Genomic DNA, 25,913 nt, shown 5'->3' with positions numbered 1-25,913 from the left:
AATTGGAGCGAGTGTGGTCTGCAAGTTATGGGTTGTTTGTCATTTTGGCGGCTAGCTACTTGTCGTGATCAATATCCAGTTTGGTAAACGTCACCTGCCCACCTTCACTGGTATAGCCGGTGTTGTCCTGCACATACACGCCGGCCTTGAAGTACAGCGGCTTGTCGCGCCAGGTCGCGCTGATCTGGGAGTCCCACTGATAGCCCGCCGCACTCACGCCCAGCGCACCGCCGGGGCTCAAGTGGATGAGATAGTTGAATTCGCGATCAAGCTTGACGCCGGTGGCGAGGGTGATGACGCGGCTTTCGGCGTCGTCCGGGCGCATGCGCACTTTGATCACCAGATTGCCGGTCTGGGTTTTTTCCTTGTACTGGTATTCGAGCTTGACCATCGGCCGCTGGCTTTCGTACGCGTGAATCTGGCCGATGACGATCTTGCCCGAGCTCGGCACCTTGTTCACCGCGAGGGTGGCGCGCAGCAGGTTGTCGGCGTCCGGGTAGTACCAGTTGCGCAGGGTGCCGTTGCTGTAGGTTTCGCGCAGTTCGGTACGCGGGTAGATGGCGTTTTCGGTTTTCGAGCCAGTCACCGGGGACCAGAAGAACAGGGTGCCGGTGTCGGAATGGAAGTACTGATCCTTGAAGCCATCCACCAGTTTCGAGGTTTCGACGGTGTACGGCGGGCTGCCAACAGGAACGCTGAGGTTCCAGCTTGCGAGGTCGATCATGACGGTTCTTCCAATCAATTCATCCGGAACGCCGGTGCCAGAAGCTCTAGCCCGCGCGTTTTCGGGCGTCTTTATAAGCGTAGCGGCAATTTTTGTTAATGCCCGTCCGGCGATTACTTGACGTCAACATCCTGTCGAAATGCCATCTCGCCCGGTTCTCGGGGGCTGTAGCGGTGACCGTTAGTCGGCTAGGTTGAGCATTGTTTAAATGATGGCGGGATGACAGCTTCTGCTTTCACTGATCCGCGTCTAGAGTGAAGGCTCAGTACGTCTATGGTTTTGCCGGCAACCGGTCCCGATAAGAGAAGCAGCATGGAATGCGCGCAACCCCAGCCAGGTGAAGGCAGCTCGGTCCTTTTGATCGTCGATGATTACCCCGAAAATCTGATCAGCATGCGCGCGTTGCTGCAGCGTCAGGATTGGCACGTGATGACCGCCGCCTCTGGTTTCGAGGCGTTGAACCTTTTGCTCGAACACGACATCGACCTGGTCCTGCTCGATGTGCAGATGCCCGGCATGGACGGTTACGAGGTCGCGCGGCTGATGCGCGGCAGCCAGCGCACGCGGCTGACGCCGATCATTTTCCTCACCGCCAACGAGCAATCTCAGGACGCCGTGATCAAGGGCTATGCCAGCGGCGCGGTGGATTACCTGTTCAAGCCGTTCGATCCGCAAATCCTCAAGCCCAAGGTCCAGGCGTTGCTCGAGCACCAGCGCAATCGCCGTGCCTTGCAACGCCTGAGTCATGACCTGGAAGTGGCGCGCGCCTTTAATGCCTCAGTGCTGGACAACGCCGCCGAAGGCATTCTGGTGTTGAGCGAGGACGGTGTGATCCGCTTCGCCAACCCGGCGATTTCGCGGTTGCTCAATGCGCCGGTGAAGGATCTGCAAGGCAAGGAGTTTCTCGATTTCCTGCAGAAGCCACACATTCCCCTGTGGGCCGATTCCGAGTTCTACGCCGGTTACCAGCGCGGTGAAACCCTGCGCCTGCATGATGCGTTGCTGCGCACGGCGCCCGGGCAGCAAGTGCCGGTGGCATTGTCCTGTGCGCCGCTGTCCTCGGAGCAGCATGCGATGGTGGTGACGGTGCTGGACATGTCGGTGGTGCGTCACTTGCACCAGCAACTGGAATTCCAGGCGGTGACCGATCCGCTGACCGGGCTGCTCAACCGGCGCGGGTTCTACCAGACCGTCGAAAACCTGCTGTTGCGCGGCGAGCGCAGCGACAGCAGCTGGGTGCTGCTCTACCTCGATCTCGATGGCTTCAAGCGGGTCAATGATTCCCTCGGTCACGATGCCGGCGACCGCGTGTTGCGCTGGGTTTCCGAGCAATTGAAAGCGTGCCTGCGGCCGTTCGATATTCTCGCGCGCATGGGCGGCGATGAATTCACCGCGCTGCTGGATCTGGAATTCCCCGAGCAAGCGGCGAAGATTGCCGAAAAACTCATCGAACGGGTATCGGTGTGTCAGCAGATCGAAGGTCTGGATATCGTCCTTGGCGCCAGTATCGGCATCGCCACCTATCCTGACTGCGGGCGCAATCTCGACGGCTTGCTGCGCGCCTCGGACATCGCTATGTACGAGGCCAAGCGCGCCGGGCGTCAGCAATATCGTTTCTATGACCCTGAAATGAACGGCCGCGCACGCTCGCGTCTGATGCTGGAAGACAGCGTGCGCGAGGCCATCGAGAATCGCGATTTCAATCTGGTCTATCAGCCGCAGGTGGCGATCGGCAGCGGACAGATCCGTGGGTTCGAAGCGTTGCTGCGCTGGCAGCATCCGAGCGTCGGCGATGTGCCGCCGGGGTTGTTTCTGCCGTTGCTGGAAGAGGCGCGCTTGATCAGTCGCCTCGGCAGCTGGATCTATCACCGTGGCGCCGGTCAGCGCAAAGCCTGGGAAACCTTGTTCGCTGAAGATCTGGTGCTCGGCGTGAGCCTGAGCAATACCCAGTTCGGCCTGCCGAATCTGGTCACTGAATTGCGTCAAGTCATGGAACGCCATGCGCTGCAACCGCGGCAACTGGAAGTCGAAGTCACCGAAGAAGCGTTGATGCAAGACCCGGACGAAACCCGCAAGCAACTGCGGCTGCTGCGTCATCTCGGGGTGCGCGTGGCGCTGGATGATTTTGGTTCGGGGCCGTGCTCGCTGGCGCATCTGCGCGATCTGGAACTGGACACGCTGAAGCTCGACCGCCACTTGATCGCGCGCCTGCCGGACTCGCCACGTGATGCGGCGCTGGTGCGCATGGTCATCGACCTGTGCAAGCAATACGGTCTGCTGGTGATCGCCGAAGGAGTGGAAACCCTCGAGCAATATCAGTGGCTGCAAGCCCATGGCTGCGAATACGTGCAGGGCTTCCTCGTCGCGCGGCCGTTGATCGCCGAAGACGCGGTCAGCTTCGTCGAGCCGTTTGACTGGAGCGCGCTGCCCGGTTGAATTCGCTACACTGGCGGACCTTTTTCGAACCGCGTCGCTTGTCCATGACTGTGTTGAAGTACCTCCAGGCCTACCCCGCGCAATTGCAGGATCAGGTGCGCCAACTGATTGCCGATGGGCGTCTGGGTGAATACCTGAATCAGCGCTATTCAGGGCGACACGACGTGCAGAGCGACAAGGCCTTGTACAGCTACGCGCTGGATCTCAAGCAGCAGTACATGCGTAATGCGCCGGCGATCGACAAAGTGCTGTTCGACAACCGCCTCGACCTGACCCACCGCGCGCTCGGTCTGCACACCACGGTGTCACGGGTGCAGGGCGGCAAGCTCAAGGCCAACAAGGAAATCCGCATCGCCGCGCTGTTCAAGGACGCCGCGCCGGATTTTCTGAAGATGATCGTGGTGCACGAGCTGGCGCACTTCAAGGAATCGGATCACAACAAGGCGTTCTATAAACTGTGCGAGCACATGCTGCCGGGGTATCACCAGATCGAGTTCGATCTGCGTGTGTACCTGACGTGGCGGGATATGCAGGCTTGACCAATCAGGAAGGTGTGGATGGACGTCAGCAAGACCAAAAGCAGTTTCTATCGCCGTTTGTACGTGGCTTATCTCATCGATAGCGGCCTGGCGCCGAGTGTGCCGACGCTGACCGAAGTCACCGGCATGCCGCGACGCACGGCGCAGGACACGATTGCCGCGCTGGCCGATCTGGACATCATCTGCGAGTTCGAACAGGAAGAGGGCGCACGCAATCATGCCGGGCGCTATCGGATTCGTGAGTGGGGAGCGATTGATCGCGGATGGATCGAGCGCAATTTGCGGCAGATAAAAGCGGTGCTGGAATACCCCTGATTCCTGCGGCGCCTGAACTGACGCAATCGCTGGCAAGCCAGCTCCCACAGGGATCTCCAGCGAACACGGTTTTCGTGAACGAGCGATGAACCTGTGGGAGCTGGCTTGCCAGCGATGAGGCCCTCAAGAACGACGCATGCCGATATGTGGAATGTCATCCTCGAGATATTCCTCACCCACCACGACAAACCCGTACCTGCCGTAATACCCCTGCAAGTGTGCCTGCGCCGACAGATAGATCGGTACCTGCGGCCAGTGCTTTTCGGCCTGCTTCAGCGCCTGTTCCATCATCGCGTGGCCCAACCCTTTGCCACGGCCGGCGGGCGCGGTCACCACGCGGCCAATCACCACGTCGCCGCCCTGGGATTCCGGATCCAGCAGGCGCAGGTAAGCCATCAACTGATCATCCTCCCAACCCATCAGGTGATGGGTATCGCCCTCCAGATCCTGGCCGTCGAGATCCGGGTAGGCGCATTTCTGTTCGACCACGAATACATCAGAGCGCAGCTTCAACGAGGCGTACAACTGCTCTTTGCCCAGATCGCGATGATGTTTGCAGATCCACTCGATTGTCATTTTTCGATTCCTTGACCATGTCGCCCGATACTAAGCGCAGCTGCGCCATATGTCTGTATGGCGCAACAGTCTGTGATAAAGGTCAAAATGCCACCATTCCTTTCTCGCGCCCGCCGAGACTTTGTGTAATCTGCTCAAGAGCACTGCGCACTGGTTCCCATGAGCTAATGTTCAATGCTTGGGTTTTGCCGGTAAGGGGCCTTTGGTTTTGACGTGAAACCACGTCGGGCGGTTGCCCGCTGAGGATGTTCAAGCATGCTGCGATTGCTTCAAGCCGTTGCTTTGATCGGACTGCTGGTGCTGGGCCAGGATGCTGCGGCGCAGAAGCTGCGGCTGGCGTTCGATAATTGGCCGCCGTTTACCGACGATGCACTGGTCAACGGTGGACTGGCCACCGACATTGTCAGCACCGCACTGGCTCGCGCCGGTTATGCCAGCGGTTACGAACAAGTGCCGTGGGCGCGAGCATTGCTGGGGATTGGCGAGGGGCGTTACGACGTATTGGTCAACGCTTGGTACAACGACGAACGCACGCAGATCGGTCAGTTTTCCGGTGAGTACCTGATCAACCGCATCCGCTTCCTCAAGCGCAAAGACGCACCCATCGACTACAGCAACCTCGAGCAACTGCACACTTACCCGATTGCCGTGGTGCGCGGGTACGCCTATTCCGCACCTTTCGATGCCGATACGGCGATGCAGAAAGTCCCTGTGCACAACTTCGCCATGGGCGTGCGCATGCTCGCGGCGGACCGGGTCAAGCTGACCCTGGAGGATGAGTACGTGGCCAAGTATTACCTGGCACGGGAATCGGCCAAGGTACGCAATTCGGTGGAGTTTTTACCCAAGCCGTTGAGTGAGAATAGCCTGCATATTCTGGTCAGCCTGAAGAACCCGCAGCATGAGCAGATCGTCGCCGGGTTTGATCGAGCGATCGAGGCGATGAAGGCTGACGGGACTTATGAGAAGTTATTGCGGCGGCATGGAATGTGAAGGGTGATCCGGCAATTTCTTTGTGGCTGATGACCTCTTCGCGAGCAGGCTCGCTCCCACAATTTGAAATGCATACCCTGTGGGAGCGAGCCTGCTCGCGAACGCGTCGTCTCAGGCGCCGCTGATTTCGGCAGTGTCCTTGATCAAATGCGCCGCCAACGTCCGAAGCGGCCCCAACTGCCGGCAAATCAGCGCCAGCTGCGTCTGCACCAACCGTTGCCCTTCATCGATTTCATCCGGCATCTGTTCCAGCTCATTGGCCAGCGCTTCCTCGTCATCACTCTGAATCGCAATCGGCTGCTTGCTCGCCAAACCATGAGCGATTTCGTCGATGCTGGTCGCCAGTTTCACCCCGGCGCCTTCGATCAGATGCTCCCGCACCTCCGCTGGCAACTGTGTTTCACGGTGCGCGCCGAGCCCTGACAAATAGCTGAGCAACGTGTGCGACAGCACTAGGAAACGGAAGCCGACATCCGCCTCCTTACGGAAATGCCCCGGCTCCATGAGCATGTTCGCCAGTGTCGTCGACAGCGCCGCGTCAGCGTTATGGGCGTTGCGTCGGGCCAGGCGATAAGCGAGGTCATCGCTTTTGCCGGCGGCGTATTGCTGCATGATCTGGCGCAGGTAGATGCTGTTGCAGGTCAGGGTGTTGGCCAGCACTTTGTTCAGGCGCCGACCCTGCCAGTCCGGCAGGAACAGGAACACCGCCAGACCTGCGATCAGGCTGCCCAGCAGGGTATCGAACAGCCGTGGCAGGAACAGCCCGTAGCCATCGCCGACCTGATTGAAGCAGAACAGCACCATGATCGTGATCGCCGCCGTTGCCAGGGTGTAGCGGGTGGTGCGGTTGGTAAAGAACACCACACCGGCAGCGATGGCGAAGCACGATTGCACCACCGGGTTGGGGAACAGATCGAACAGCGCCCAGGCCACCGTCAGGCCAATGGCCGTGCCGATGATCCGCTGGCCGAGTTTGCGCCGGGTCGCGCCGTAGTTCGGCTGGCAGACGAACAGCGTGGTGAGGATGATCCAGTAGCCTTGCGACGGGTGGATCAGGTGCACCATGCCGTAGCCGATGCTCAGTGCCAGCGGTAGGCGCAGGGCATGGCGGAACAGCAGCGAGGTCGGCGTCAGTTGCGTACGCAGGCGAATCCACACGTCCTTGAGATTACGCGGTGAGCGGTCGAGCAGGCTGCTGTCGGTGGCGTCCGCCAGGGCATCGGGGTTGCTGGCATCGCTGAGCAGTCGGTCGAGGGTGCCGAGGTTGGCCGCCAAGGCGCGCAGCGAGCGCAGCAGGCCGCGCCATGCCGGGTTGCTCTGGATGCGTAAATGTTCGAGGGAGGCATGCAGGTCGTTCAGGGCTTCGGCGAAACTGGCGTCATAGATGAACGGCTGGCGCATCTGGATCGATTCGGCCAACGCCCGGCAGGCCTTGCCTTGCTGGCGCAGCAGGCGCTGGCAGCGGAACAGCACGTCGCTGTGGAAGAACGCCTCGGCCAGCGCGTTGTAAGGATAGTGCGAAGAGCTGGCGCGTTCGTGAATGTCCTGCGCGAGGAAATACAGCTTCAGATAACGGCTGACTTTCGAGCCGGGTCGACCGTTGCCGACCCGATGCAGGATGATTTCCTTGGCCGTGTTCAGGGCGGCGACCACCCGGCCATTCTGCTGCGCCAGTTCGAGGCGGCGGGCTTCGACGTCCATCTGCCGGATCGGCTCGAACAGCGAAGATTTCAGCTTCAGATAAAGGCCCAGCTCGCGGAACAGCCGCGCCAGACTCTGCTGCACCGGTTGATTGGAAAACAGCGCCTGCCACAGCACCGAGAGCAGGCCGTACCACGCCGCGCCGGCGACCAGCAGCATCGGTTCGTGCCAGAAATCAGTGACCGCGCCGCCGCGCTGATCAACGCCGATCATCGTGTACACCGACAGAATCAGCGTCGCCGAAGCGATCGCGCCGTAACGCTCGCCCAGCGCACCGAGCATGGTCAGGCCGAAACTGGCCAGCGCCAGGGCCACGGCGAAAATGATCGGGTAGGGAAACAGCAATTCCACCGACAGCGCGGCGATGCTGAAACACACCAGTGTCACCGCGAGGGCGTTGAGACGACCCTGCCAACTGTCGTCGGTCTCGGCCAGGGCGCTGGCGATGATGCCGAGGAACAACGGGATCAGCAGGCCCATTTCATCCTGATACCAGCACAGCGCCATGCTGCCGGTCAGGGCGATGAATACCCGCACGCTGTAGCTGAATTTATCCAGCGCCCACAGGCGCCGCAAAGACTGACGAAACGAGGTCGAGGACATGAAGTGCGAAGGCCTTCCGAGGCGATGCCGCTAAATTGAGCCAGTAATGACGCCGACGCAATGGCGCCGAGCACATCTGACAGCAAAAAGTGTTCCTTGATCGCCCGCCCCCCCTGTAGGAGCTGCCGAAGGCTGCGATCTTTTGACTTTGATGTGTAAAAACAAGATCAAAAGATCGCAGCCTTCGGCAGCTCCTACACGGGGAGTGTTGTTCCGGTCAGACGAACTGCGCAGCAGCGTAGCCCGAGGCCCAGGCCCACTGGAAATTGAAGCCGCCCAGATGCCCAGTGACGTCGAGCACTTCCCCAATAAAGTACAGGCCCGGGCTTTTCAGCGACTCCATGGTCTTCGACGACACCTCGCGGGTGTCGACGCCGCCCAGGGTCACCTCAGCCGTGCGATAGCCTTCAGTCCCCGCCGGCACGACTTTCCAGCTGCCGAGCTTCTCGGCAATCTCCGCCAGTTCGGCGTGGGTGTACTGCTTCATCGGTTTGGAGACAAACCAGTTGTCCGCCAGCAGATTGGCCATCTTCTTGGTGAAGATCTCGCCAAGCAAAGTTTTCAACTCGCTGTTCGGACGCTCGGCGACTTGCTGTTGCAACCAGCTCGCGGCGTCGTGATCCGGCAGCAGGTTGATCTCCACCGTGTCGCCGGGCTCCCAGAACGAACTGATCTGCAAGATCGCCGGGCCACTGAGGCCACGATGGGTGAACAGGATGTTCTCGCGAAAGCTCTGCTCGTTGCAGCTGACCAGACAATCCACCGAAGTGCCGGACAGCTCTGTGCACAACTCCTTCAGCTGGTCGGTGATGGTGAACGGCACCAGCCCGGCGCGGGTCGGCAGCAGTTCATGGCCGAACTGTTTGGCGACCTGGTAACCGAAACCGGTAGCGCCCAGGGTCGGAATCGACAAGCCGCCGGTGGCGATCACCAGCGATTGGCACTGGACCTGACCGAGGGTGGTGTCGAGCAGGTAGCCGCTGTCGGTTTTTTCGATGGTCTGGATCGAGGTGTCCAGGTGCAGCTCGACGCCGGCCTGATCGCATTCATCAAGGAGCATGCCGAGGATGTCGCTGGACTTGTTATCGCAAAACAGTTGGCCGAGTTTCTTCTCGTGGTACGGCACGCCGTGCTTGCCGACCAGGCCGATGAAATCCCACTGGGTGTAACGCGCCAGCGCCGATTTGCAGAAATGCGGATTCTGCGAGAGGAAATTGCCCGGTTCGGTGTACATGTTGGTGAAATTGCAGCGACCGCCGCCGGACATGAGGATTTTCTTGCCGGCCTTGTTCGCGTGGTCGAGCAGCAACACCTGACGCCCGCGCCCGGCGGCGGTCAGGGCACACATCAAGCCGGCCGCGCCAGCGCCAATGATCACGACTTCGGTAGAGCGCAAAACGGTGTCCTCACACAATGATCGTTCCCACGCTCTGCGTGGGAATGCCGCCATGGACGCTCTGCGTCCGTTGTTATGTGACGCGGAGCGTCACGGGATGCATTCCCACGCAGAGCGTGGGAACGATCAGGTCAGAGAATGCGTACGCGCAACGAGCGGCCCTTGATCTTGCCGTCGTTCAGGCGCTGCAAGGCCTGCATGGCCACGGTGCGCTCGACAGCGACATAGGCCTGGAAATCGAAGATGGCGATTTTGCCAACCTGCGCGCCGGGAATGCCCGCTTCGCCGGTCAGTGCGCCAAGAATGTCGCCCGGGCGCACTTTGTCTTTGCGGCCAGCGCCGATGCACAGGGTGGTCATCGGCGGTTGCAGCGGCGCCAGGCCCTGGGACTTGAGGTTGTCGATCTGATCCCAGTTCAGGGGCGCTTTCTGCAGTTGTTCGATGGCTTGCGCACGATGAGCTTCGGACGGCGCGACCAGACTGATGGCGATGCCTTTCTCGCCGGCACGACCGGTACGGCCAACGCGGTGGATGTGGATTTCCGAATCGCGAGCCAGCTCGACGTTGATCACCATGTCCAGCGCATCGATATCCAGACCACGGGCGGCGACGTCGGTGGCGACCAGCACCGAGGTGCTGCGGTTGGCGAACATCGCCAGTACTTGATCGCGGTCACGCTGTTCCAGATCGCCGTGCAGGCCAACAGCGGAAATGCCTTTGGCGGTCAGGTGATCGACGGTTTCCTGCACTTGCTGCTTGGTGAAGCAGAACGCCACGCAGGACGCCGGACGGAAGTGGTGCAGGACCTTGGTCACCGCGCTCATGCGCTCTTCCGGGGAAATCTCGTAGAAGCGCTGCTCGATCTGCGTGTCGTCGTGGAAGGCTTCAGCCTTGACGGTCTGCGGATCGCGCATGAATTTCGAAGCCAGTTGCTTGATGCCCACCGGGTAGGTCGCGGAGAACAGCAGAGTCTGGCGGCGCTCCGGGGTCTTGATGATGATGTCTTCGATGGCGTCGTAGAAGCCCATGTCGAGCATGCGGTCGGCTTCGTCGAGGATCAGCGTGTTCAGGCCATCGAGCACCAGCGAACCCTTGCGCAAATGCTGCTGAATGCGCCCCGGGGTGCCGACGATGATGTGCGCGCCGTGCTCCAGCGAAGCGATCTGCGGGCCGAACGACACGCCACCGCACAGGGTCAGGACCTTGATGTTGTCTTCGGCGCGGGCCAGACGGCGGACTTCCTTGGCCACCTGGTCGGCCAGCTCACGGGTCGGGCAGATCACCAGCGCCTGGCACCCGAAGTAGCGCGGGTTGATCGGGTTGAGCAGGCCGATGCCGAACGCGGCGGTCTTGCCGCTGCCGGTCTTGGCCTGGGCGATCAGGTCCATCCCCTTGAGGATCACCGGCAAGCTCTGCGCCTGGATCGGCGTCATCTGGGCATAACCGAGTGATTCGAGGTTAGCCAGCATGGCGGCGGACAGCGGCAGAGTATTAAAAGCGGTGGCGATGGTGGTCACGGGACTGGCCTGCAAAACAAAATGTCGCGCAGTGTAGCAGCCCCGTGCCGGTTTCCTCGACAGTTCTGGACGAACAGCGATTGAACCCGAGGCAGGGATTACCTGTGGCGAGGGGATTTATCTGTGGCGAGGGGATTTATCCCCGATGGGGTGCGCAGCACCCCCAATACCTGCCACCTCGATTCATCAGGCTGACCGCATCCAACCTTTTTGGGGCTGCTGCGCAACCCAGCGGGGATAAATCCCCTCGCCACGGAAGTCCTTCAGCAGCCACAGAAGTTTTTCAGCAGAATCAGTGTTCGATGTGCTCCTGCGGCCGTTTCGCCCGGCGCCCGTCTTCCTTGGACAACTGCGAGAAGATCGTCGCCGCCAGCATCGCCATCACGCCGACCGTGACGAAGGTCAGTTGGAACGCACCGAGTACGGTTTCCACGCCATCGTTGCCGACCTTCGCAGTGAAGCCACCAAGCAGCGCGCCGGCGCAGGCCACGCCGAGGCTCAGCGACAATTGCGCGACCACCGACAGCAAACTGTTGCCGCTGCTGGCACTGGCATCGTCGAGGTCGATCAGCGTCACCGTATTCATCGCGGTGAATTGCAGCGAGTTGATTGCCCCCAGCACGGCCAGCAGGCACAGCAGTAGCCAGTACGGCGTCTGCTCGCTGACCAGGCCCATGCTCGCCAGCATGATCCCCAGTGCCAGGGTGTTGCCGGTGAGGACGATGCGATAGCCGAGGCGTTCGATCAGCGGCCGCGCGACCCACTTGGCGACCATCGCCGCAGCGGCCAGCGGCAACATGCTCATCCCGGCTTGCGACGGCGAATAGCCCAACGCCACTTGCAACAGCAGCGGAACCAGAAATGGCAGAGCACCGCTGCCCAGTCGCGCGAACAGGTTGCCGAGAATGCCCACGGCGAACGTGCGGGTCTTGAACAGCGAAGGCGCGAACAGCGGATTCTCGATATGCCCGGCGCGCAGCCAGTACGCCGCCAGACAGGCCATGCCGGCGAACAGCAGCAACATCACCCGCAAGTGCGGCAGGTGCAGTTCGCCAAGGCCTTCCATGGCGATGGTGATGAGGATCATCGCCGCGCCGAACAGTAGAAAACCGAGGCTATCGAAGCGCGTGCGCTCCGTGCCGCGCAGGTCGGGAATGAACTTCCACACCGCATAACAGCCGATCACCCCGACCGGCAGATTGATCAGGAAGATCCAGTGCCACGTCACGTATTCCACCATCCAGCCGCCCATGGTCGGGCCGATCAGCGGGCCGAGCAGGCCGGGAATGGTGATGAAACCCATGATCCGCACCAGTTCCGAGCGCGGGTAGGCACGCAGCACCACCAGTCGCCCGACCGGCAACATCAGCGCACCGCCGAGGCCCTGAATCACCCGCGCACCGATGAGCATGCTCAGGCTGCTGGATAACGCGCATAGCAACGAGCCCAAGCTGAACAGCAGAATCGCGCCGAAGAAGATTTTCTTGGTGCCGAAGCGGTCGGCGATCCAGCCAGAGGCCGGGATCAGCAGGGCCACGGTAAGCATGTAGGCGATGATCACGCCCTGCATGCGCAACGGGTCTTCGGCCAGATCGCTGGCCATGGCCGGCAGCGCGGTATTGAGGATGGTCCCGTCGAGGGACTGCATGAAGAACGCAATGGCGACGACCCACGGCAACCAGCGGGCGGTGATGGCGTCGAGAGGCGGGCGGTTGGGCATGGAACCTCTTGTGTCAGTGCATATTCAGAGTCGAGCGCGGTCAGTGTGGGAGCGAGCCTGCTCGCGAAGAGGCCATTTCATTCAACATTGATGTCGATTGATCTACCGCTTTCGCGAGCAGGCTCGCTCCCACAGGTTTTGCATTTACAGCGTCAGCGTGAGTCGGCTGACCAGCGCCCCCGGCAACAGCGATGACGAGGTATTGCGCTGGCTGTACGTACTCGCCGAGAGCAGCAGCTCACGCTCGGTGGTCAGTGCCTCCAACTGCGAACCGAGCAGGTTGTAGGCGCTATCGTCAAAGCGCATGGTGCTGACCGGCGCCTGGATTTCGCCGTTCTCGACCCAGAAGGTCGCGAAGCGGGTCATGCCGGTCATGCGCGCCGCCGGTTGATCCGAGTAGTTCAGATACCACAGGTTGCTGATATACAGCCCGGTGCCCAACTGCTTGAGGATCTCTTGCTGCGACAGATCACCGGCGGCCATGTTCAACGCACTGGGCATCTCGCCGCCGCCCGCACCGTTCGCCGCCAGACCATATTCGGCGGCGCTGCGCGAGCCGACCAGTTGATCGCCGGCCTTGCCCTCGATGATCAGACGCAGATCGCTGCGCGGATAACCCTCGGCGGAAAACGCCGGGCTCAGGGACTCGCTGACTTTTTCGTCCAGCGACAGCAACGGGCTGAACGCCTGATCGCCGACGTAGAGCTTCTGCAACGGGCTGCTCTTGCTGGCGATCGATTGCGCCGAGAACCCGCCCCAACTGAGCATGCCCATGATTTCTTCCAGTGCCGCCGGTGCCAGATAGGCGCGGTACTGCCCCGGTGCCAGGGTGCGTAACGGTCGGCCGAGAAACTCAAGCTGTTCGCGTGCCTGGGCGAAACGCCGGGCGAAGCCCTCGTCGCTCCAATCGTGGCCGGCATAGCTGGCCTTCACCGCTTCGCCGTTTTCGTGGAACAGGCTGAAGTCGAAATTGAAGCTGTTGGCTTCATGCCAGCCGAACGCGCCAGCGGAGCTGGCGAAACCGCGGCTGATCGGACCGGCAGCATAAAAACCGACCAGATCGAGACCTTCAGCGGCGGCGCAGATTTGCCCGACGACATCTTCGGTGTCCGGCAGTGGATGCGCTTGTACGTGCGTGCTCTGCCAGCTGTTGTGATTGAGCAGCAAGTACGGGTCCTGCGGCAGCAGCGGCAAGGTTTCGCGCAATTGTTGCAGGCCTTCGGCGAGCCGTTGCAGATCGGCTTCCTGATCCCCGGACAAGGTGATCTGCAGGTCGGCGTGGCGACCGTCGTTGATCAGTTTCAGGCCGACGTTGGCCTGCTGCACTTGCCCGGCCTGGCGCACCTTGGCGTGATTGAAGCGCACGAACGCCGAGGCTTCGGCGGCGTAGCTGAGCGTGAACTGTTCCGGCTCGCGCACGCTGTCGCGCAGCCAGTTGACCATGACCTTGAAGGCGTCGGACTGACGCTTCGAAATGCTCATCAGGCGTCTCCCCCAAACACATCAATGTTGCTGAATACGCAGGCCGGCGAAGCATGGCCGACGCGAATCACCTGGTTCGGTTCGCCCTTGCCGCAGTTCGGCGTGCCCAGCACCTTGACGGTGCTGGCATCGCCGACGGCGCGCAGGCTCTTCCAGAAGTGCGCGGAAATCGCCCGGTAGTTGGGGTTTTTTACCACGCCTTTCAGTTCACCATTCTCGATCAACTGGCCCCATTCGCAGCCGAACTGGAATTTGTTGCGCGCATCGTCGATCGACCACGAACGGTTGGTGCTCATCAGAATGCCGTGCTCGATACCGCCGATCATCTGCTCCAGCGTTTGATCACCCGGTTCGATGTTGAGGTTGGCCATGCGGTCGATCGGCGGCCGGTTCCAACCGCAGGCGCGGCTGTTGGCAACGCCATCGAGGCCGGCGCGATATTGCGACAGCGCTCCGCCCAGTGGCCGCAGCAACAGGCCGTCGCGAATCAGGAATTGTTTGCTCGCCGCGGTGCCGTCGTCGTCATGGCCGTAGCTGGCGAGTTCTTCCGGGATGCCGGGGTCGAAAGTCACGTTGAGCAAATTCGAGCCGTATTGCAGGCTGCCGAAATCGCTGGTCTTGACGAAACTGGTGCCGGCGTAATTGCGCTCATCGCCGAGGATGCGGTCGAGCTCCAGCGGGTGACCGATGGACTCGTGGATCTGCAGCATCATCTGATCGGGCATCAGCAGCAGGTCGCGCGGGCCTTGCGGGGTGTTCGGCGCGAGCAGCAGTTGCAGGGCCTGATCGGCGACTTGCGGGCCGGCACCGACCAGGCCGCAACGGCTGATGACGTCGGCGCCACCCTGCTGGCCGAAGTTCTCGCGGCCGAGGCTGCGGGTCTGGCTGTCGTTGCCGTCGTAGGCGGTGACGTCGAGGCTCGGATAGACAAAGCGCTGGGCCTGACGCAATTCGGCGCCGGCGCTGCTCAGGTAGATCTGCTCGACATGGGTGATGCCGATGCTTACCTGCCAATTGACCAGGCGCTCATCCTTGGGCACCGAGGCGGATTCCGCGCCGAGCAGATCGAAGCATTCGCTCAGGGACGGGAAGGGCTGTTCGAGATTGGGTGAAAAATAATCAGCGCGATCGCTGGAAAGCGGCTGCTCGCGCAGATCGAGCAAGGCGTGCGGCTTGAGCCGGCGGGCCTGTTGCTCAGCGCGCTCGAGAGCGGCTTGCAGGCCTTGTTGCGAGAGGTCATTGGTCGCCGCATAGGCTTCGACGCCATTCACGCGCACGGTGAGCATCGCCCCTTCATCGCGGCTCAAACTCGGCGGTTCGGCGACGTTCTTGCGCACCGACAGAAACTGCCCGGACTCGCGCACATACCGCAGGGAAAAGAATTCAGCGCCCGTGCGCAAGGCAGCAAAGCGCTGCTTGAGCTGGGGGTGGAAATCGAACATTCGGGAACCTCCTTGTAATGGAGTAGCGGCATGGCGACAGCGGGGAGGGGTGAAACGGTTGCGCGAGGTCTAGAGTAGGCCTGCGTGGGGGTAGGATCAAGTGAAGAGGGGGTGTAGGGGGATTTACTGTGCAGCGGGGAAGTGTGTGTTGCTGTGAGGGCCTCTTCGCGAGCAGGCTCGCTCCCACAGGGGATTTGTGAATGCCACAGATCCAGTGTGGGAGCGAGCCTGCTCGCGAAGGCGGCGCCTCGGTACTACGACTTACTGCGTAACCGGGGTGATATCCCGCATCGGCTTGCCTTTGACCGGCGCGCCGTTCGCGACGTAATAAGCAGCGGTGCTGCGCGGCAGCGGCTTGCGGCCACGGATCTTGTCGGCGATTTTCTCGGCCATCATGATCGTCGGCGCGTTGAGGTTGCCGGTGGTGATGATCGGCATGATCGAGGCATCGACCACGCGCAGGCTCTGCATGCCGTGCACACGACCTTCGCCATCGACCACGGCCATCTCGTCGGTGCCCATCTTGCACGAGCAGGACGGGTGGAACGCGGTTTCGGCGTGCTCGCGGATGAACTTGTCGAGCTGCTCATCGGTTTGCACGTCGATGCCCGGGCTGATTTCGCGGCCACGGAAGGCGTCGAGGGCCGGCTGCTGCATGATCTCGCGGGTCAGGCGGATGCCGTCGCGAAATTCCTGCCAGTCCTGCTCGGTGGCCATGTAGTTGAAGAGGATGCTCGGGTGCTGGCGCGGGTCCTTGGATTTGACCTGGATGCGGCCACGGCTCGGCGAGCGCATGGAACCCATGTGCGCTTGGAAACCGTGTTCTTTCACGCCGTTGCTGCCGTTGTAGTTAATCGCCACCGGCAGGAAGTGGTACTGGATGTTCGGCCATTCGAATTCCGGACGCGAACGAATGAAACCGCCGGCCTCGAACTGGTTGCTGGCGCCGATGCCGGTGCCGTTGAACAGCCACTCGGCACCGATCGCCGGCTGGTTGTACCAAAGCAGCGACGGGTACAGCGAAACCGGTTGGGTGCAGGCGTATTGCAGGTACAGCTCGAGGTGATCCTGCAGGTTTTCACCGACGCCCGGCAGATCGTGGACCACCGGGATGTCGAGGCTTTCCAGCAGTTTCGCCGGGCCGACACCGGAGCGCTGCAGAATCTGCGGCGAAGCGATGGCGCCGGAGCACAGCAGGACTTCCTTGCGCGCCTTGGCTTCAACACGTTCTTCAGCGTCGCCGATCAGGTAACGCACGCCGACCGCACGCTTGCCTTCAAAGAGAATCTTGTCGGTCAGGGCGTGGGTGACGATGGTCAGGGTCGAACGTTTTTTGGCGATGTCGAGGTAGCCACGGGCGGTGGAAGCACGGCGGCCGTTCGGCGTCACGGTGCGGTCCATCGGGCCGAAGCCTTCCTGCTGGTAACCGTTGAGGTCTTCGGTACGCGGGTAACCGGCCTGCACGCCAGCTTCAACCATGGCGTGGAACAGCGGGTTGTTGCCGGCTTTCGGTGTGGTCACGCTGACCGGGCCGTCGCCACCGTGGTAATCGTTCGGGCCGATGTCACGGGTTTCGGCTTTGCGGAAATACGGCAGGCAATCGAGGTACGACCAGTCTTCCAGGCCCGGCAGTTTCGCCCAGCCGTCGTAGTCCATCGCGTTGCCACGGATGTAGCACATGCCGTTGATCAGCGAAGAGCCGCCAAGGCCCTTGCCGCGACCGCATTCCATCCGGCGACCGTCCATGTGTGGCTCTGGATCGGTTTCGTAGGCCCAGTTGTAGCGACGACCCTGCAGCGGGAACGCCAGCGCGGCGGGCATCTGGGTACGGAAGTCGAGGCGGTAGTCCGGCCCCCCGGCTTCGAGCAGCAGAACGGTGACGCCTTCGTCTTCAGTCAGACGGGTCGCCAGGGTGTTACCGGCCGAGCCGGCACCGATGATGATGTAATCGAATTCTTGGGACATTGAATGCACCCTCTTTGATAGTGGTCAGGTCGGACCTTGGCGAGCGCTGTGCACTCGAATCGCTGGCAAGCCAGCTCCCACAGGGATTGGGGGCTGCCACAAATTGGGTGGACGACTCCAAACCTGTGGGAGCGGGCTTGCCCGCGAAGAGGCCTTCGCGAGCAATGCAAATCTCGGGTCTTAGAACACCGAAACGTAATCGCCCAGTTCGACCTGTACCGATTTGATGCGCGTGAAGTTATTCAGCGAGCTGATCCCGTTCTCACGGCCCACACCCGACTGCTTGTAGCCGCCGACCGGCATTTTTGCGTCGGACTCGCCCCAGGCGTTGATCCAGCAGATACCGGCTTCCAGTTGATGAATCACGCGGTGGGCGCGGTTCAGGTCTTTGGTGACGATACCGGCGGCCAGGCCGAAGTCGGTGTCGTTGGCGCGGCGGATCACTTCTTCTTCGGTTTCGTAGGAGAGGATCGCCATCACCGGGCCAAAGATCTCTTCACGAACGATGGTCATGTCGTCGGTGCAGTCGGTGAACACGGTGGGCGCAACGAATGCGCCTTTGGCGAATTCGCCGTCGGTCAGGCGACCACCGCCGCACAGGACGCGGGCACCTTGTTCCTTACCTTTTTCGATGTAGGCCAGCACGCTTTCCATGTGGGCGAAGCTGACCAGCGGACCGAAGTTGGTGTTTTCGTCTTCCGGGTTGCCGACGCGGATGCGCGCAACGCGCTCAACGATCTTGGCCTCGAACGCGGCTTTCAGATGCGCCGGTACGAATACGCGAGTGCCGTTGGTGCAGACCTGACCGGAGCTGTAGAAGTTGGCCATCATCGCCGTGTCGGCGGCGCGATCGAGGTCGGCGTCGTCGCAGATGATCAGCGGCGACTTGCCGCCCAGTTCCATGGTCACGTCTTTGAGCGACGAAGCCGAAGCGCTGGCCATGACTTTCTTGCCAGTGTCGGTGCCACCGGTGAAGGAGATTTTCTCGATGCGCGGGTGCTCGGTCAGCCAGGTGCCGACTTCGCGGCCGCTGCCGGTCAGCACGTTGAACACGCCGTTCGGCACGCCGGCTTCGGTGTAGATCTCAGCCAGTTTCAGGGTGGTCAGCGAGGTGACTTCGCTTGGCTTGAAGATCATCGCGTTACCGGCGGCCAGGGCTGGAGCGGATTTCCACAGGGCGATCTGGATCGGGTAGTTCCACGCGCCGATACCGGCGACCACGCCCAGCGGTTCGCGACGGGTGTAAACGAAAGAGGTGTCACGCAGCGGAATCTGCTCGCCTTCGATGGCGGGCACCAGGCCTGCGTAGTATTCCAGCACGTCAGCGCCGGTGACGATGTCGACGTACTTGGTTTCGGAGAAGGATTTGCCGGTGTCCAGGGTTTCCAGCGCGGCCAGCTCATCGTTGCGCTCGCGCAGGATGTCGACGGCGCGACGCAGGATGCGCGAACGCTCCATGGCCGTCATCGCGGCCCAGATTTTCTGGCCCTTTTCGGCGCTGACCACGGCGCGCTCGACGTCGTCTTTGGTCGCACGTTGCACCAGTGCGAGGACTTCACCGTTCGCCGGGTTGATGGCTTCGAAGGTGGCGTCGCTGCCGGCGTCGGTGTACGCGCCATCGATGTAGAGTTTTTGCAGTTCGAAACGGGCCATAGTGTCCTCGCAAGTGCATTGGTGGTTGGCGTTGACCACCGCGATCACGCTGCGGTGGAGTTCAGGGGCCGAGCATTTTCTGTGTGCTCTAGCTCACCTTCTTGGCCAATTGGAAATCCATGTATTCGTAAGCGATCTGTTGCGCCTGAGCGGTGTCGAAAGCGTCTCCCGACAGCGCGCCGCGCAACCACAAGCCGTCAATCAACGCTGCCAGACCCCGGGCGGCGCTGCGCGCATCTTCGAGCGGCAGCACACGACGGAACTGGCAGCACAGGTTGGAATACAGACGGTGATCGTTGATCCGCTGCAACCTGTGCAAAGACGGCTGGTGCATGCTGGTGGCCCAGAAGGCCAGCCAGGTTTTCATTGCCGGGCCATTGACCTGGCTGGCGTCGAAGTTGCCTTCGATGATCACCTGCAGATGCGCCCGTGGGCTGTCATCTGCCAGCGCCTGACGGCGCGCGGTGACGCTCTCGCTGAGGGCGGTCATCAGGTACCGCATCGTGGCGGCGATCAGGCCGTTCTTGTCCTGAAAGTAATGACTGATGATGCCATTCGAGACACCGGCCAAACGGGCGATCAGCGCAATGCTGGCGTCCCCCATTCCGACCTGATCGACCGCTTGCAAAGTGGCTTCGATCAGTTGTTGGCGGCGGATGGGTTGCATACCGACCTTGGGCATCTTGCACATCTCCTTAGGCCTTCCGAGAGGCGAATGACGCCGATCGGATTGAGGGCCAGTCTATTTTGTTTTGATTGAACGTTCAATCAACAAAGAATAAGATCTGCGACAATTCGTCGCTGCCTACAGAAAATTCCTACGTGTAATGACGATAAAAACCGACACCTGAAACGGCTCGAAACCTGCGTGGGGCATGGCGCGGTTCGCGATTCGATGGACGTGTTGAAAGGGCAAGACGCTCGGGGCCAGGTTTCGGATGAACGTCCGTCGCCTCTGGCCACGAAAGCGAATACGCAACGCCATTTCGACAGGTTCGGGCTTTTTTCGGAGTGTCTTTATATCACCCGCCGGTCGGCTGCCAACTAACCGATTGGTCGGGTTCCGTGATGCCTTGTGTTCTTCTCTCGCACTGCCTGGAGCATTTGTGCCATGAGTTCTGCCTCGCTAATAAAGACCCCGCCCGAGAAGGTGACGGTCAACGGTTGGGTGTTCTACACCTCGACCGCGCTGATTCTGTTGTTGACCGCCATTCTGATCATCGCCCCGCAAGAGGCCGGCAGAATGTTGGGCATGGCCCAGGCCTGGTTGTCGCGCAGCTTCGGCTGGTACTACATGGTGGTGATCGCCGCCTACCTGGTGTTCGTGGTCGGCCTGGCGTTTTCCTCGTACGGCAAACTCAAACTGGGCAGCAAGGACGACACCCCGGATTTCAGTTACGGCGCCTGGGCGGGGATGCTGTTCTCGTCGGGCATCGGCATTTCGCTGCTGTACTTCGGCGCGTCCGAGCCGCTGGATCACTACTTCAATCCGCCGGAAGGCACCTCGGCCAGCAACATGGCCGCGCGTCAGGCAGTGCAACTGACCTTCCTGCACTGGGGCCTGCACGGCTGGGCGATCTACGCTTTGGTCGGCCTTGCCGTGGCGTATTTTGCCTATCGGCATAACCAGCCGCTGGCCCTGCGTTCGGCGCTGTATCCATTGGTCGGCGAGCGTTGGGTCAAAGGCGCTGCCGGGCACGCGGTGGATGGCTTCGGCATGTTCGTGACCCTGCTGGGTCTGGTGACCAACCTGGGGATTGGCTCGCTGCAAGTGTCGTCCGGGCTGGAAAACCTGTTCGGCATGGAGCACAGCAACACCAACCTGCTGATCGTCATCATCGTCATGAGCACCGTGGCGACCATCGCCGCTGTGTCCGGTGTGGAAAACGGCATCCGTCGTCTGTCCAACCTGAACATCGTGCTGTTCAGCGGCCTGCTGATTTTCGTCCTGCTGTTCGGCCCGACCCTGCATCTGCTCAACGGCTTCGTGCAGAACATTGGCGACTATCTCAACGGCGTGGTGCTGAAGACCTTCGACCTGTACGTCTATGAAGGCGACAGCGCCAAGTCCGATCGCTGGTTGGGCCTGTGGACCCTGTTCTACTGGGCCTGGTGGATTTCCTGGGCGCCATTCGTGGGCATGTTCATTGCGCGGATTTCCCGTGGCCGCAGCGTGCGTGAACTGGTCGCTGGCGTGCTGCTGATTCCGCTGGGCTTCACCTTGGCGTGGCTGTCGATCTTCGGCAACTCGGCGCTGGATCTGGTGATGAATCAGGGCGCGGTGGAGCTGGGCAAGACGGCGCTGGAACAGCCGTCGATGGCGATCTATCAGTTGCTTGAGCATTATCCGGCGTCGAAAGTCGTGATTGGTGTGTCGATCTTCGTCGGCTTCGTGCTGTTCCTGACCCCGGCCGACTCCGGCGCGGTGATGATGGCGAATCTTTCCTGCAAGGGCGGTAACGTCGATGAAGACGCGCCGCACTGGCTGCGGATCTTCTGGTCGGTGGTGATCACGCTGGTGACCATCGGCCTGCTGTTCGCCGGCAACTTCGAAGCCATGCAGACCATGGTCGTGCTGGCCGGCCTGCCGTTCTCGGTGGTGCTGATCTGCTTCATGTTCGGCCTGCACAAGGCGATGCGCCAGGACGTGCGGATCGAACAGGAGCAAGCACAACTGGCCGAGCGCGGACGCCGTGGTTTCAGTGAGCGCCTGACGCAACTGGATCTGCAGCCGAGCCAATCGGTGGTGCAGCGCTTCATGGACAAGCACGTCACTCCGGCGCTGGAAGATGCAGCGGCGCAATTGCGCAATCAGGGCATTGAAGTGCAGACGCTGCTGGGCAAAGCCAAGCGTTGCATGGGTGTGCGGGTCGAGATGGAAGAGGGCAACCCTTTCGTTTACGAAGTGAGCCTGGATGGTTATCTGGCGACCCCGACCGAATCGGCGCAGTCCGATGAAGCGCGTCAGCGTTATTACCGCGCTGAGGTGTATTTGCACAATGGCAGTCAGGACTATGACTTGATGGGCTTCACCCCGGAGCAGATTACGCGGGATGTGCTGGATCAGTTTGAAAGCCATCGGCAGTTGTTGGGGCGGGTTTATAGCTAAAGTCAAAAGCTGACCCTCACCCCAGCCCTCCCGAAACGTCGGACCGCCCGTAGGGAGAGGGAGCCGACTGAGGTGTCTGGCGTTGTACATTGACCTGAAAGATCGAGTCGATTATGGATTCGGTAAAGCAAGATCAGGTCGGTGCAGATCTGCAGCATCCCCCGATCGGTCCCCTCTCCCTCTGGGAGAGGGCTAGGGTGAGGGGCTATTCCTGACCCAACAAAAAGGGATCGCTCACCGCGATCCCTTTTTTTATCCCACCTGGCGCATTACCCCAGATTCTTGCCCAACAACGCGTGATACAACTCGCTGTCGCCGAGAATCCCCACCACATGATTGTTATCGTGCAGCACCAGCTTGTTGCCGGTCTGATAACGGATCTGCAGCGCGTCACGCATGCCGATGTTCGAGTCCACCAGCGTCGGTTTGCGCTCCAGGCCTTCCACCGCTTGCCCCGGTGCCCAGTTCTGCAGGTTCAGCACCGAGCCGTTCTGCCGTGCGCCTTTGATGGTGTTGCCTTCGGCCAGGTCCAGCCACGAGTCGCCGCCCGGATCGAGGCACACCGAGCCGTTGATGCGTTTGCACTTGTCCAGCGTGCGCATCAGGCTGCGGCCGCAGAGCACGTTGAGCGGGTTGGTGTGGGCGACAAAGGTGCGCACATAGTCGTCCGCCGGGTTGAGGACGATTTCCTCCGGCACGCTGTACTGGATGATCCGACCGTCCTTCATGATCGCGATGCGGCTACCCAATTTGAGTGCTTCATCGAGGTCGTGGCTCACAAACACGATGGTCTTGCTCAGCTTGCGTTGCAGCTCCAGCAGTTCATCCTGCAGACCCTGGCGGATCAACGGGTCGAGGGCCGAGAACGGTTCGTCCATCAGCAGAATGTCGGCGTCCATGGCCAGCGCGCGGGCGAGGCCGACGCGCTGCTGCATGCCGCCGGATAGCTCATCAGGCTTCTTGTTGCGCCATTGGGTCAGGCCGACCAGTTCGAGTTTCTCATCGACCAGTTTCTTGCGTTCCTTCTCCGGTCGGCCCTGCATCTCCAGACCGAAACTGATGTTCTCGCGCACCGTCAGCCACGGCATCAGAGCGAATTTCTGAAAGACCATGGCAATGCGCTTGGTGCGCATCATTTTCAGCTCGGCGGGCGTGCAGGAGGCGATGTCGATCTGGCGGTTTTCATGCTCGACGAACAGCTTGCCACGGCTCACGGTGTTGAGGCCGTTGATGCAGCGCAGCAGGCTCGATTTGCCCGAGCCGGACAGGCCCATCAGCACGCAGATCTCGCCTTTGTTGATGTCCAGCGTGGCTTTTTCCACGCCGACGATCTGACCGGTCTTCTTCAGGATCTCGTTGCGGGTCATGCCCTGATCGAGCAGCTTGAGTGCCTCGCGCGGATCCTTGGAGAAGATTACGTCGACGTCTTCGAAGCGAATTATGCTCATGCGTCACCCCCTACTTTGGCGTCGGGTTGTTTGCAGATACGGTCGAGCATGATCGCCAGCAGTACGATTGCCAGGCCTGCTTCGAAGCCCAGCGCGATATCAGCAGTGTTCAGTGCGTTGACCACCGGTTTGCCGAGTCCGTCGGCGCCGACCAGTGCCGCGATCACCACCATCGACAGCGACAGCATGATGCACTGGGTGATGCCGGCCGCGATGCTCGGCATGGCGTGCGGCAATTCGATCCTTGAGAGCAATTGGCGACGCGAGCAGCCGAAGGCCTTGCCGGCGTCCATCAGTTCTTGCGGGACATCACGGATGCCCAGGTAGGTCAGGCGGATCGGCGCCGCGATGGCGAAGACCACCGTGGAGATCAGGCCCGGGACCACACCCAGCCCGAAGAGGGTCAGGGTAGGAATGAGGTAAACGAAGGTCGGCACGGTCTGCATCAGATCGAGCACCGGCCGCATCATGGTGTAGAACATCGGTTTGTGCGCGGCGACGATGCCCAGCGGCACGCCGATCAACACGCAGACCAGGGTGGCGAACAGCACCTGGGCGAGGGTTTCCATGGTTTCCTGCCAGTACCCCAGGTTGAGGATCAGCAGGAACGAGGCGACCACGAACGCGGTCAGGCCCCACTTGCGTTGAATCAGATGGGCGATGATGGCAATCAGGCCAATCAGCACCAGTGGGTTGAACCAGGTCAGCGCAAACGTCACGCCGTGGATCATCGTTTCCAGTGTCACGGCGATTGCGTCGAAGGTGTTGGCGCCGTGTTGCGTCAACCATTCGACGAAGCCCGCGATGTACTGGCCTAAAGGTATTTTCTGATCAATCAGCATGGTAGTGAACGTCCGCATGCAAGGAAATTAACAGCCCGGGCAGGCACGCCTGCCCGGCATAAGCGATGCCCCTCAAATCAAGGCGCGAGCTTGGCTTTCACGGCCTCCAGGCCTGGTTTACCGTCAATGGTGGTCACGCCAGCGAGCCAGGTATCGAGCACCTGTGGATTCTTTTTCAGCCAGGCCTTGGCGGCCGCGTCAGGCTTCATCTTGTCGTCGAGAATGTTGCCCATCAGTTCACTTTCCATGTCGACGGTGAACTCCAGGTTTTTCAACAGCTGACCGACATTGCTGCATTCTTCGGCGTAACCCTTGCGGGTGTTGGTCGCTACGGTGGCTGCGCCGAAATCGGGGCCGAAGAAGTCGTCGCCGCCGGTCAGGTATTGAATCTTGAAGCGCTTGTTCATCGGGTGCGGTGCCCAGCCGAGGAAGACCACGGCGGTGTCGCGCTTCTGCGCCCGGTCGACTTGCGAGAGCATGCCGGCCTCGGAAGATTCGACGATCTTGAAGCCAGCGGTTTTCAGGCCGAAGGCATCCTTGTCGATCATGCTCTGGATCAGCCGGTTGCCGTCGTTGCCCGGCTCGATGCCGTAGATCTTGCCGTCGAGTTCTTTCTTGAATTTGGCGATGTCGGCGAAGTCATGCAGGCCTTTGTCGTACAGGGCTTGCGGCACGGCGAGGGTGTATTTGGCACCCTTGAGGTTGGTGCGCACGGTGTCGACGGTGCCGGCATCGCGATACGGCTTGATGTCGTTCTCCATGGTCGGCATCCAGTTACCGAGAAACACGTCCATGTTCTTGCCGTCGGCCAGCGACTTGTAGGTCACGGGCACGGAGATCATGGTGGTTTTGGTCTTGTAGCCGAGGGCGTTGAGAACAACGGAAGTGGTGGCGGTGGTTGCAGTGATGTCGGTCCAGCCGACATCGGAGAAGTTAACGAGGCTGCACTGTGCCGGTTCTGCGGCTTGCGCCAGTAACGGCAGACTCAGCAGGGCGGCCAACAACAACGACGGGGAACCTTTCATGGATGGACTCCTTGGTGTTTTTTTTGGCAGTGTTCCGACTGTGGACCACCGCACTTATGGGTTGCGGTTGGTGGCGTTTTTGAGACAGCTCTACCGCAGCGCCTTGCAATCGAGTCATCCCGATCATGTACCAGTGAAAATCTGACGCCTACAGGGAGGGTCGTATCCAGTACAGGGATGGTCGCTTCCAGTGTCGGTGACGTCGCTTACAGCTTTTTTCCGCCCCCGATGACCTGCTCGACTGCATAAAAACGGCGTATTTGCGGGGCGAAAACGTGACGACGCTGCTGGACATGACTGCGTCGGTGTCAGACGCCGTGCGCGCCGACAAAAGCCCGATGATGCCGGCATTCGGCGGATCGCAGCTTGAGCGTAGCAGCTCCGCCAGCGGGCGCTTTTGCCGCCCGGACCGGTATTCTCAGGAGCT

Annotated in this window: 19 protein-coding genes; 5 read left to right on the top strand and 14 right to left on the bottom strand. The window is 60.9% G+C overall.

Annotated elements, in window-relative coordinates:
* Positions 1–55 precede the first annotated feature (55 nt).
* Positions 56–724 carry a polysaccharide lyase family 7 protein gene (locus AB4N41_RS06725; protein WP_460138367.1) on the bottom strand — a complete coding sequence of 223 codons (669 nt, stop codon included), beginning with the start codon at positions 722–724 and terminating at the stop codon, positions 56–58.
* 312 nt (positions 725–1,036) lie between these two features.
* On the opposite strand from AB4N41_RS06725, the gene AB4N41_RS06720 reads away from it, so the two are divergent.
* From AB4N41_RS06720 to AB4N41_RS06710, 3 genes are read left to right on the top strand one after another with little or no spacing between them, the layout of a single operon-like run.
* Complete coding sequence (locus tag AB4N41_RS06720; protein WP_252877034.1) at positions 1,037–3,160, top strand: putative bifunctional diguanylate cyclase/phosphodiesterase; 2,124 nt, start codon at positions 1,037–1,039, stop codon at positions 3,158–3,160.
* Between the two features lie 44 nt (positions 3,161–3,204).
* On the top strand, positions 3,205–3,699 hold the full coding sequence (locus AB4N41_RS06715; RefSeq protein WP_252886918.1) for a YgjP-like metallopeptidase domain-containing protein: 495 nt from the start codon (positions 3,205–3,207) through the stop codon (positions 3,697–3,699).
* 18 nt (positions 3,700–3,717) lie between these two features.
* Positions 3,718–4,014: a winged helix-turn-helix domain-containing protein gene (locus AB4N41_RS06710; protein WP_016772794.1), complete on the top strand. Its 297-nt coding sequence runs from the start codon at positions 3,718–3,720 to the stop codon at positions 4,012–4,014.
* 123 nt (positions 4,015–4,137) lie between these two features.
* Here AB4N41_RS06710 and AB4N41_RS06705 read toward each other — a convergent pair whose 3' ends face one another.
* Positions 4,138–4,590, bottom strand: coding sequence for a GNAT family N-acetyltransferase (locus AB4N41_RS06705; protein ID WP_150743452.1), 453 nt, complete (start codon positions 4,588–4,590; stop codon positions 4,138–4,140).
* A 255-nt stretch (positions 4,591–4,845) separates the two neighbouring features.
* Here AB4N41_RS06705 and AB4N41_RS06700 point away from each other — a divergent pair, with 255 nt between their 5' ends.
* Entirely contained in the window at positions 4,846–5,583 is a 738-nt protein-coding gene (locus tag AB4N41_RS06700) for a substrate-binding periplasmic protein (RefSeq protein ID WP_041476775.1), read from the top strand.
* Positions 5,584–5,694: 111 nt separating this feature from the next.
* Here AB4N41_RS06700 and yccS read toward each other — a convergent pair whose 3' ends face one another.
* The 9 genes from yccS to betI form a co-directional block, all read right to left on the bottom strand.
* Positions 5,695–7,887 (bottom strand): YccS family putative transporter, encoded by a 2,193-nt coding sequence (gene yccS, locus AB4N41_RS06695; RefSeq protein WP_095181360.1) that lies wholly within the window; start codon positions 7,885–7,887, stop codon positions 5,695–5,697.
* A 217-nt stretch (positions 7,888–8,104) separates the two neighbouring features.
* Positions 8,105–9,283 (bottom strand): BaiN/RdsA family NAD(P)/FAD-dependent oxidoreductase, encoded by a 1,179-nt coding sequence (locus AB4N41_RS06690; protein ID WP_252877032.1) that lies wholly within the window; start codon positions 9,281–9,283, stop codon positions 8,105–8,107.
* A 131-nt stretch (positions 9,284–9,414) separates the two neighbouring features.
* Positions 9,415–10,800: an ATP-dependent RNA helicase DbpA gene (dbpA, locus tag AB4N41_RS06685; protein ID WP_024014613.1), complete on the bottom strand. Its 1,386-nt coding sequence runs from the start codon at positions 10,798–10,800 to the stop codon at positions 9,415–9,417.
* A gap of 292 nt (positions 10,801–11,092) precedes the next feature.
* Positions 11,093–12,520 (bottom strand): multidrug transporter subunit MdtD, encoded by a 1,428-nt coding sequence (gene mdtD / locus AB4N41_RS06680; protein WP_041476772.1) that lies wholly within the window; start codon positions 12,518–12,520, stop codon positions 11,093–11,095.
* A 144-nt stretch (positions 12,521–12,664) separates the two neighbouring features.
* Positions 12,665–14,002: a TldD/PmbA family protein gene (locus tag AB4N41_RS06675; protein ID WP_056786510.1), complete on the bottom strand. Its 1,338-nt coding sequence runs from the start codon at positions 14,000–14,002 to the stop codon at positions 12,665–12,667.
* Positions 14,002–15,444, bottom strand: coding sequence for a TldD/PmbA family protein (locus AB4N41_RS06670; RefSeq protein WP_315434625.1), 1,443 nt, complete (start codon positions 15,442–15,444; stop codon positions 14,002–14,004). The genes AB4N41_RS06675 and AB4N41_RS06670 overlap by 1 nt, the downstream gene beginning before the upstream one ends.
* Positions 15,445–15,705: 261 nt before the next feature.
* Positions 15,706–17,409, bottom strand: a complete 1,704-nt coding sequence (gene betA, locus AB4N41_RS06665) for a choline dehydrogenase (protein ID WP_150636870.1) — start codon at positions 17,407–17,409, stop codon at positions 15,706–15,708.
* A 180-nt stretch (positions 17,410–17,589) separates the two neighbouring features.
* Complete coding sequence (betB, locus tag AB4N41_RS06660; RefSeq protein ID WP_039757620.1) at positions 17,590–19,062, bottom strand: betaine-aldehyde dehydrogenase; 1,473 nt, start codon at positions 19,060–19,062, stop codon at positions 17,590–17,592.
* An 88-nt stretch (positions 19,063–19,150) separates the two neighbouring features.
* Entirely contained in the window at positions 19,151–19,744 is a 594-nt protein-coding gene (gene betI, locus AB4N41_RS06655; RefSeq protein ID WP_008085771.1) for a transcriptional regulator BetI, read from the bottom strand.
* 486 nt (positions 19,745–20,230) lie between these two features.
* On the opposite strand from betI, the gene AB4N41_RS06650 reads away from it, so the two are divergent.
* Positions 20,231–22,171, top strand: coding sequence for a BCCT family transporter (locus tag AB4N41_RS06650; RefSeq protein WP_252878194.1), 1,941 nt, complete (start codon positions 20,231–20,233; stop codon positions 22,169–22,171).
* A 269-nt stretch (positions 22,172–22,440) separates the two neighbouring features.
* Here the strand turns inward: AB4N41_RS06650 and choV are convergent, their stop codons facing one another.
* The 3 genes from choV to AB4N41_RS06635 form a co-directional block, all read right to left on the bottom strand.
* Positions 22,441–23,619, bottom strand: a complete 1,179-nt coding sequence (gene choV / locus AB4N41_RS06645) for a choline ABC transporter ATP-binding protein (RefSeq protein WP_016772804.1) — start codon at positions 23,617–23,619, stop codon at positions 22,441–22,443.
* Positions 23,616–24,461, bottom strand: coding sequence for a choline ABC transporter permease subunit (gene choW / locus AB4N41_RS06640; RefSeq protein ID WP_016772805.1), 846 nt, complete (start codon positions 24,459–24,461; stop codon positions 23,616–23,618). Before choW ends, choV begins: the two co-directional genes overlap by 4 nt.
* Positions 24,462–24,538: 77 nt before the next feature.
* Positions 24,539–25,486: a choline ABC transporter substrate-binding protein gene (locus AB4N41_RS06635; protein ID WP_016772806.1), complete on the bottom strand. Its 948-nt coding sequence runs from the start codon at positions 25,484–25,486 to the stop codon at positions 24,539–24,541.
* Positions 25,487–25,913 lie beyond the last annotated feature (427 nt).

The organism is Pseudomonas sp. S2_A10, assembly GCF_054668465.1.
The sequence above is the reverse complement of the archived record's forward strand: the minus strand, read 5'-3'. Positions and strand labels throughout refer to the sequence as shown.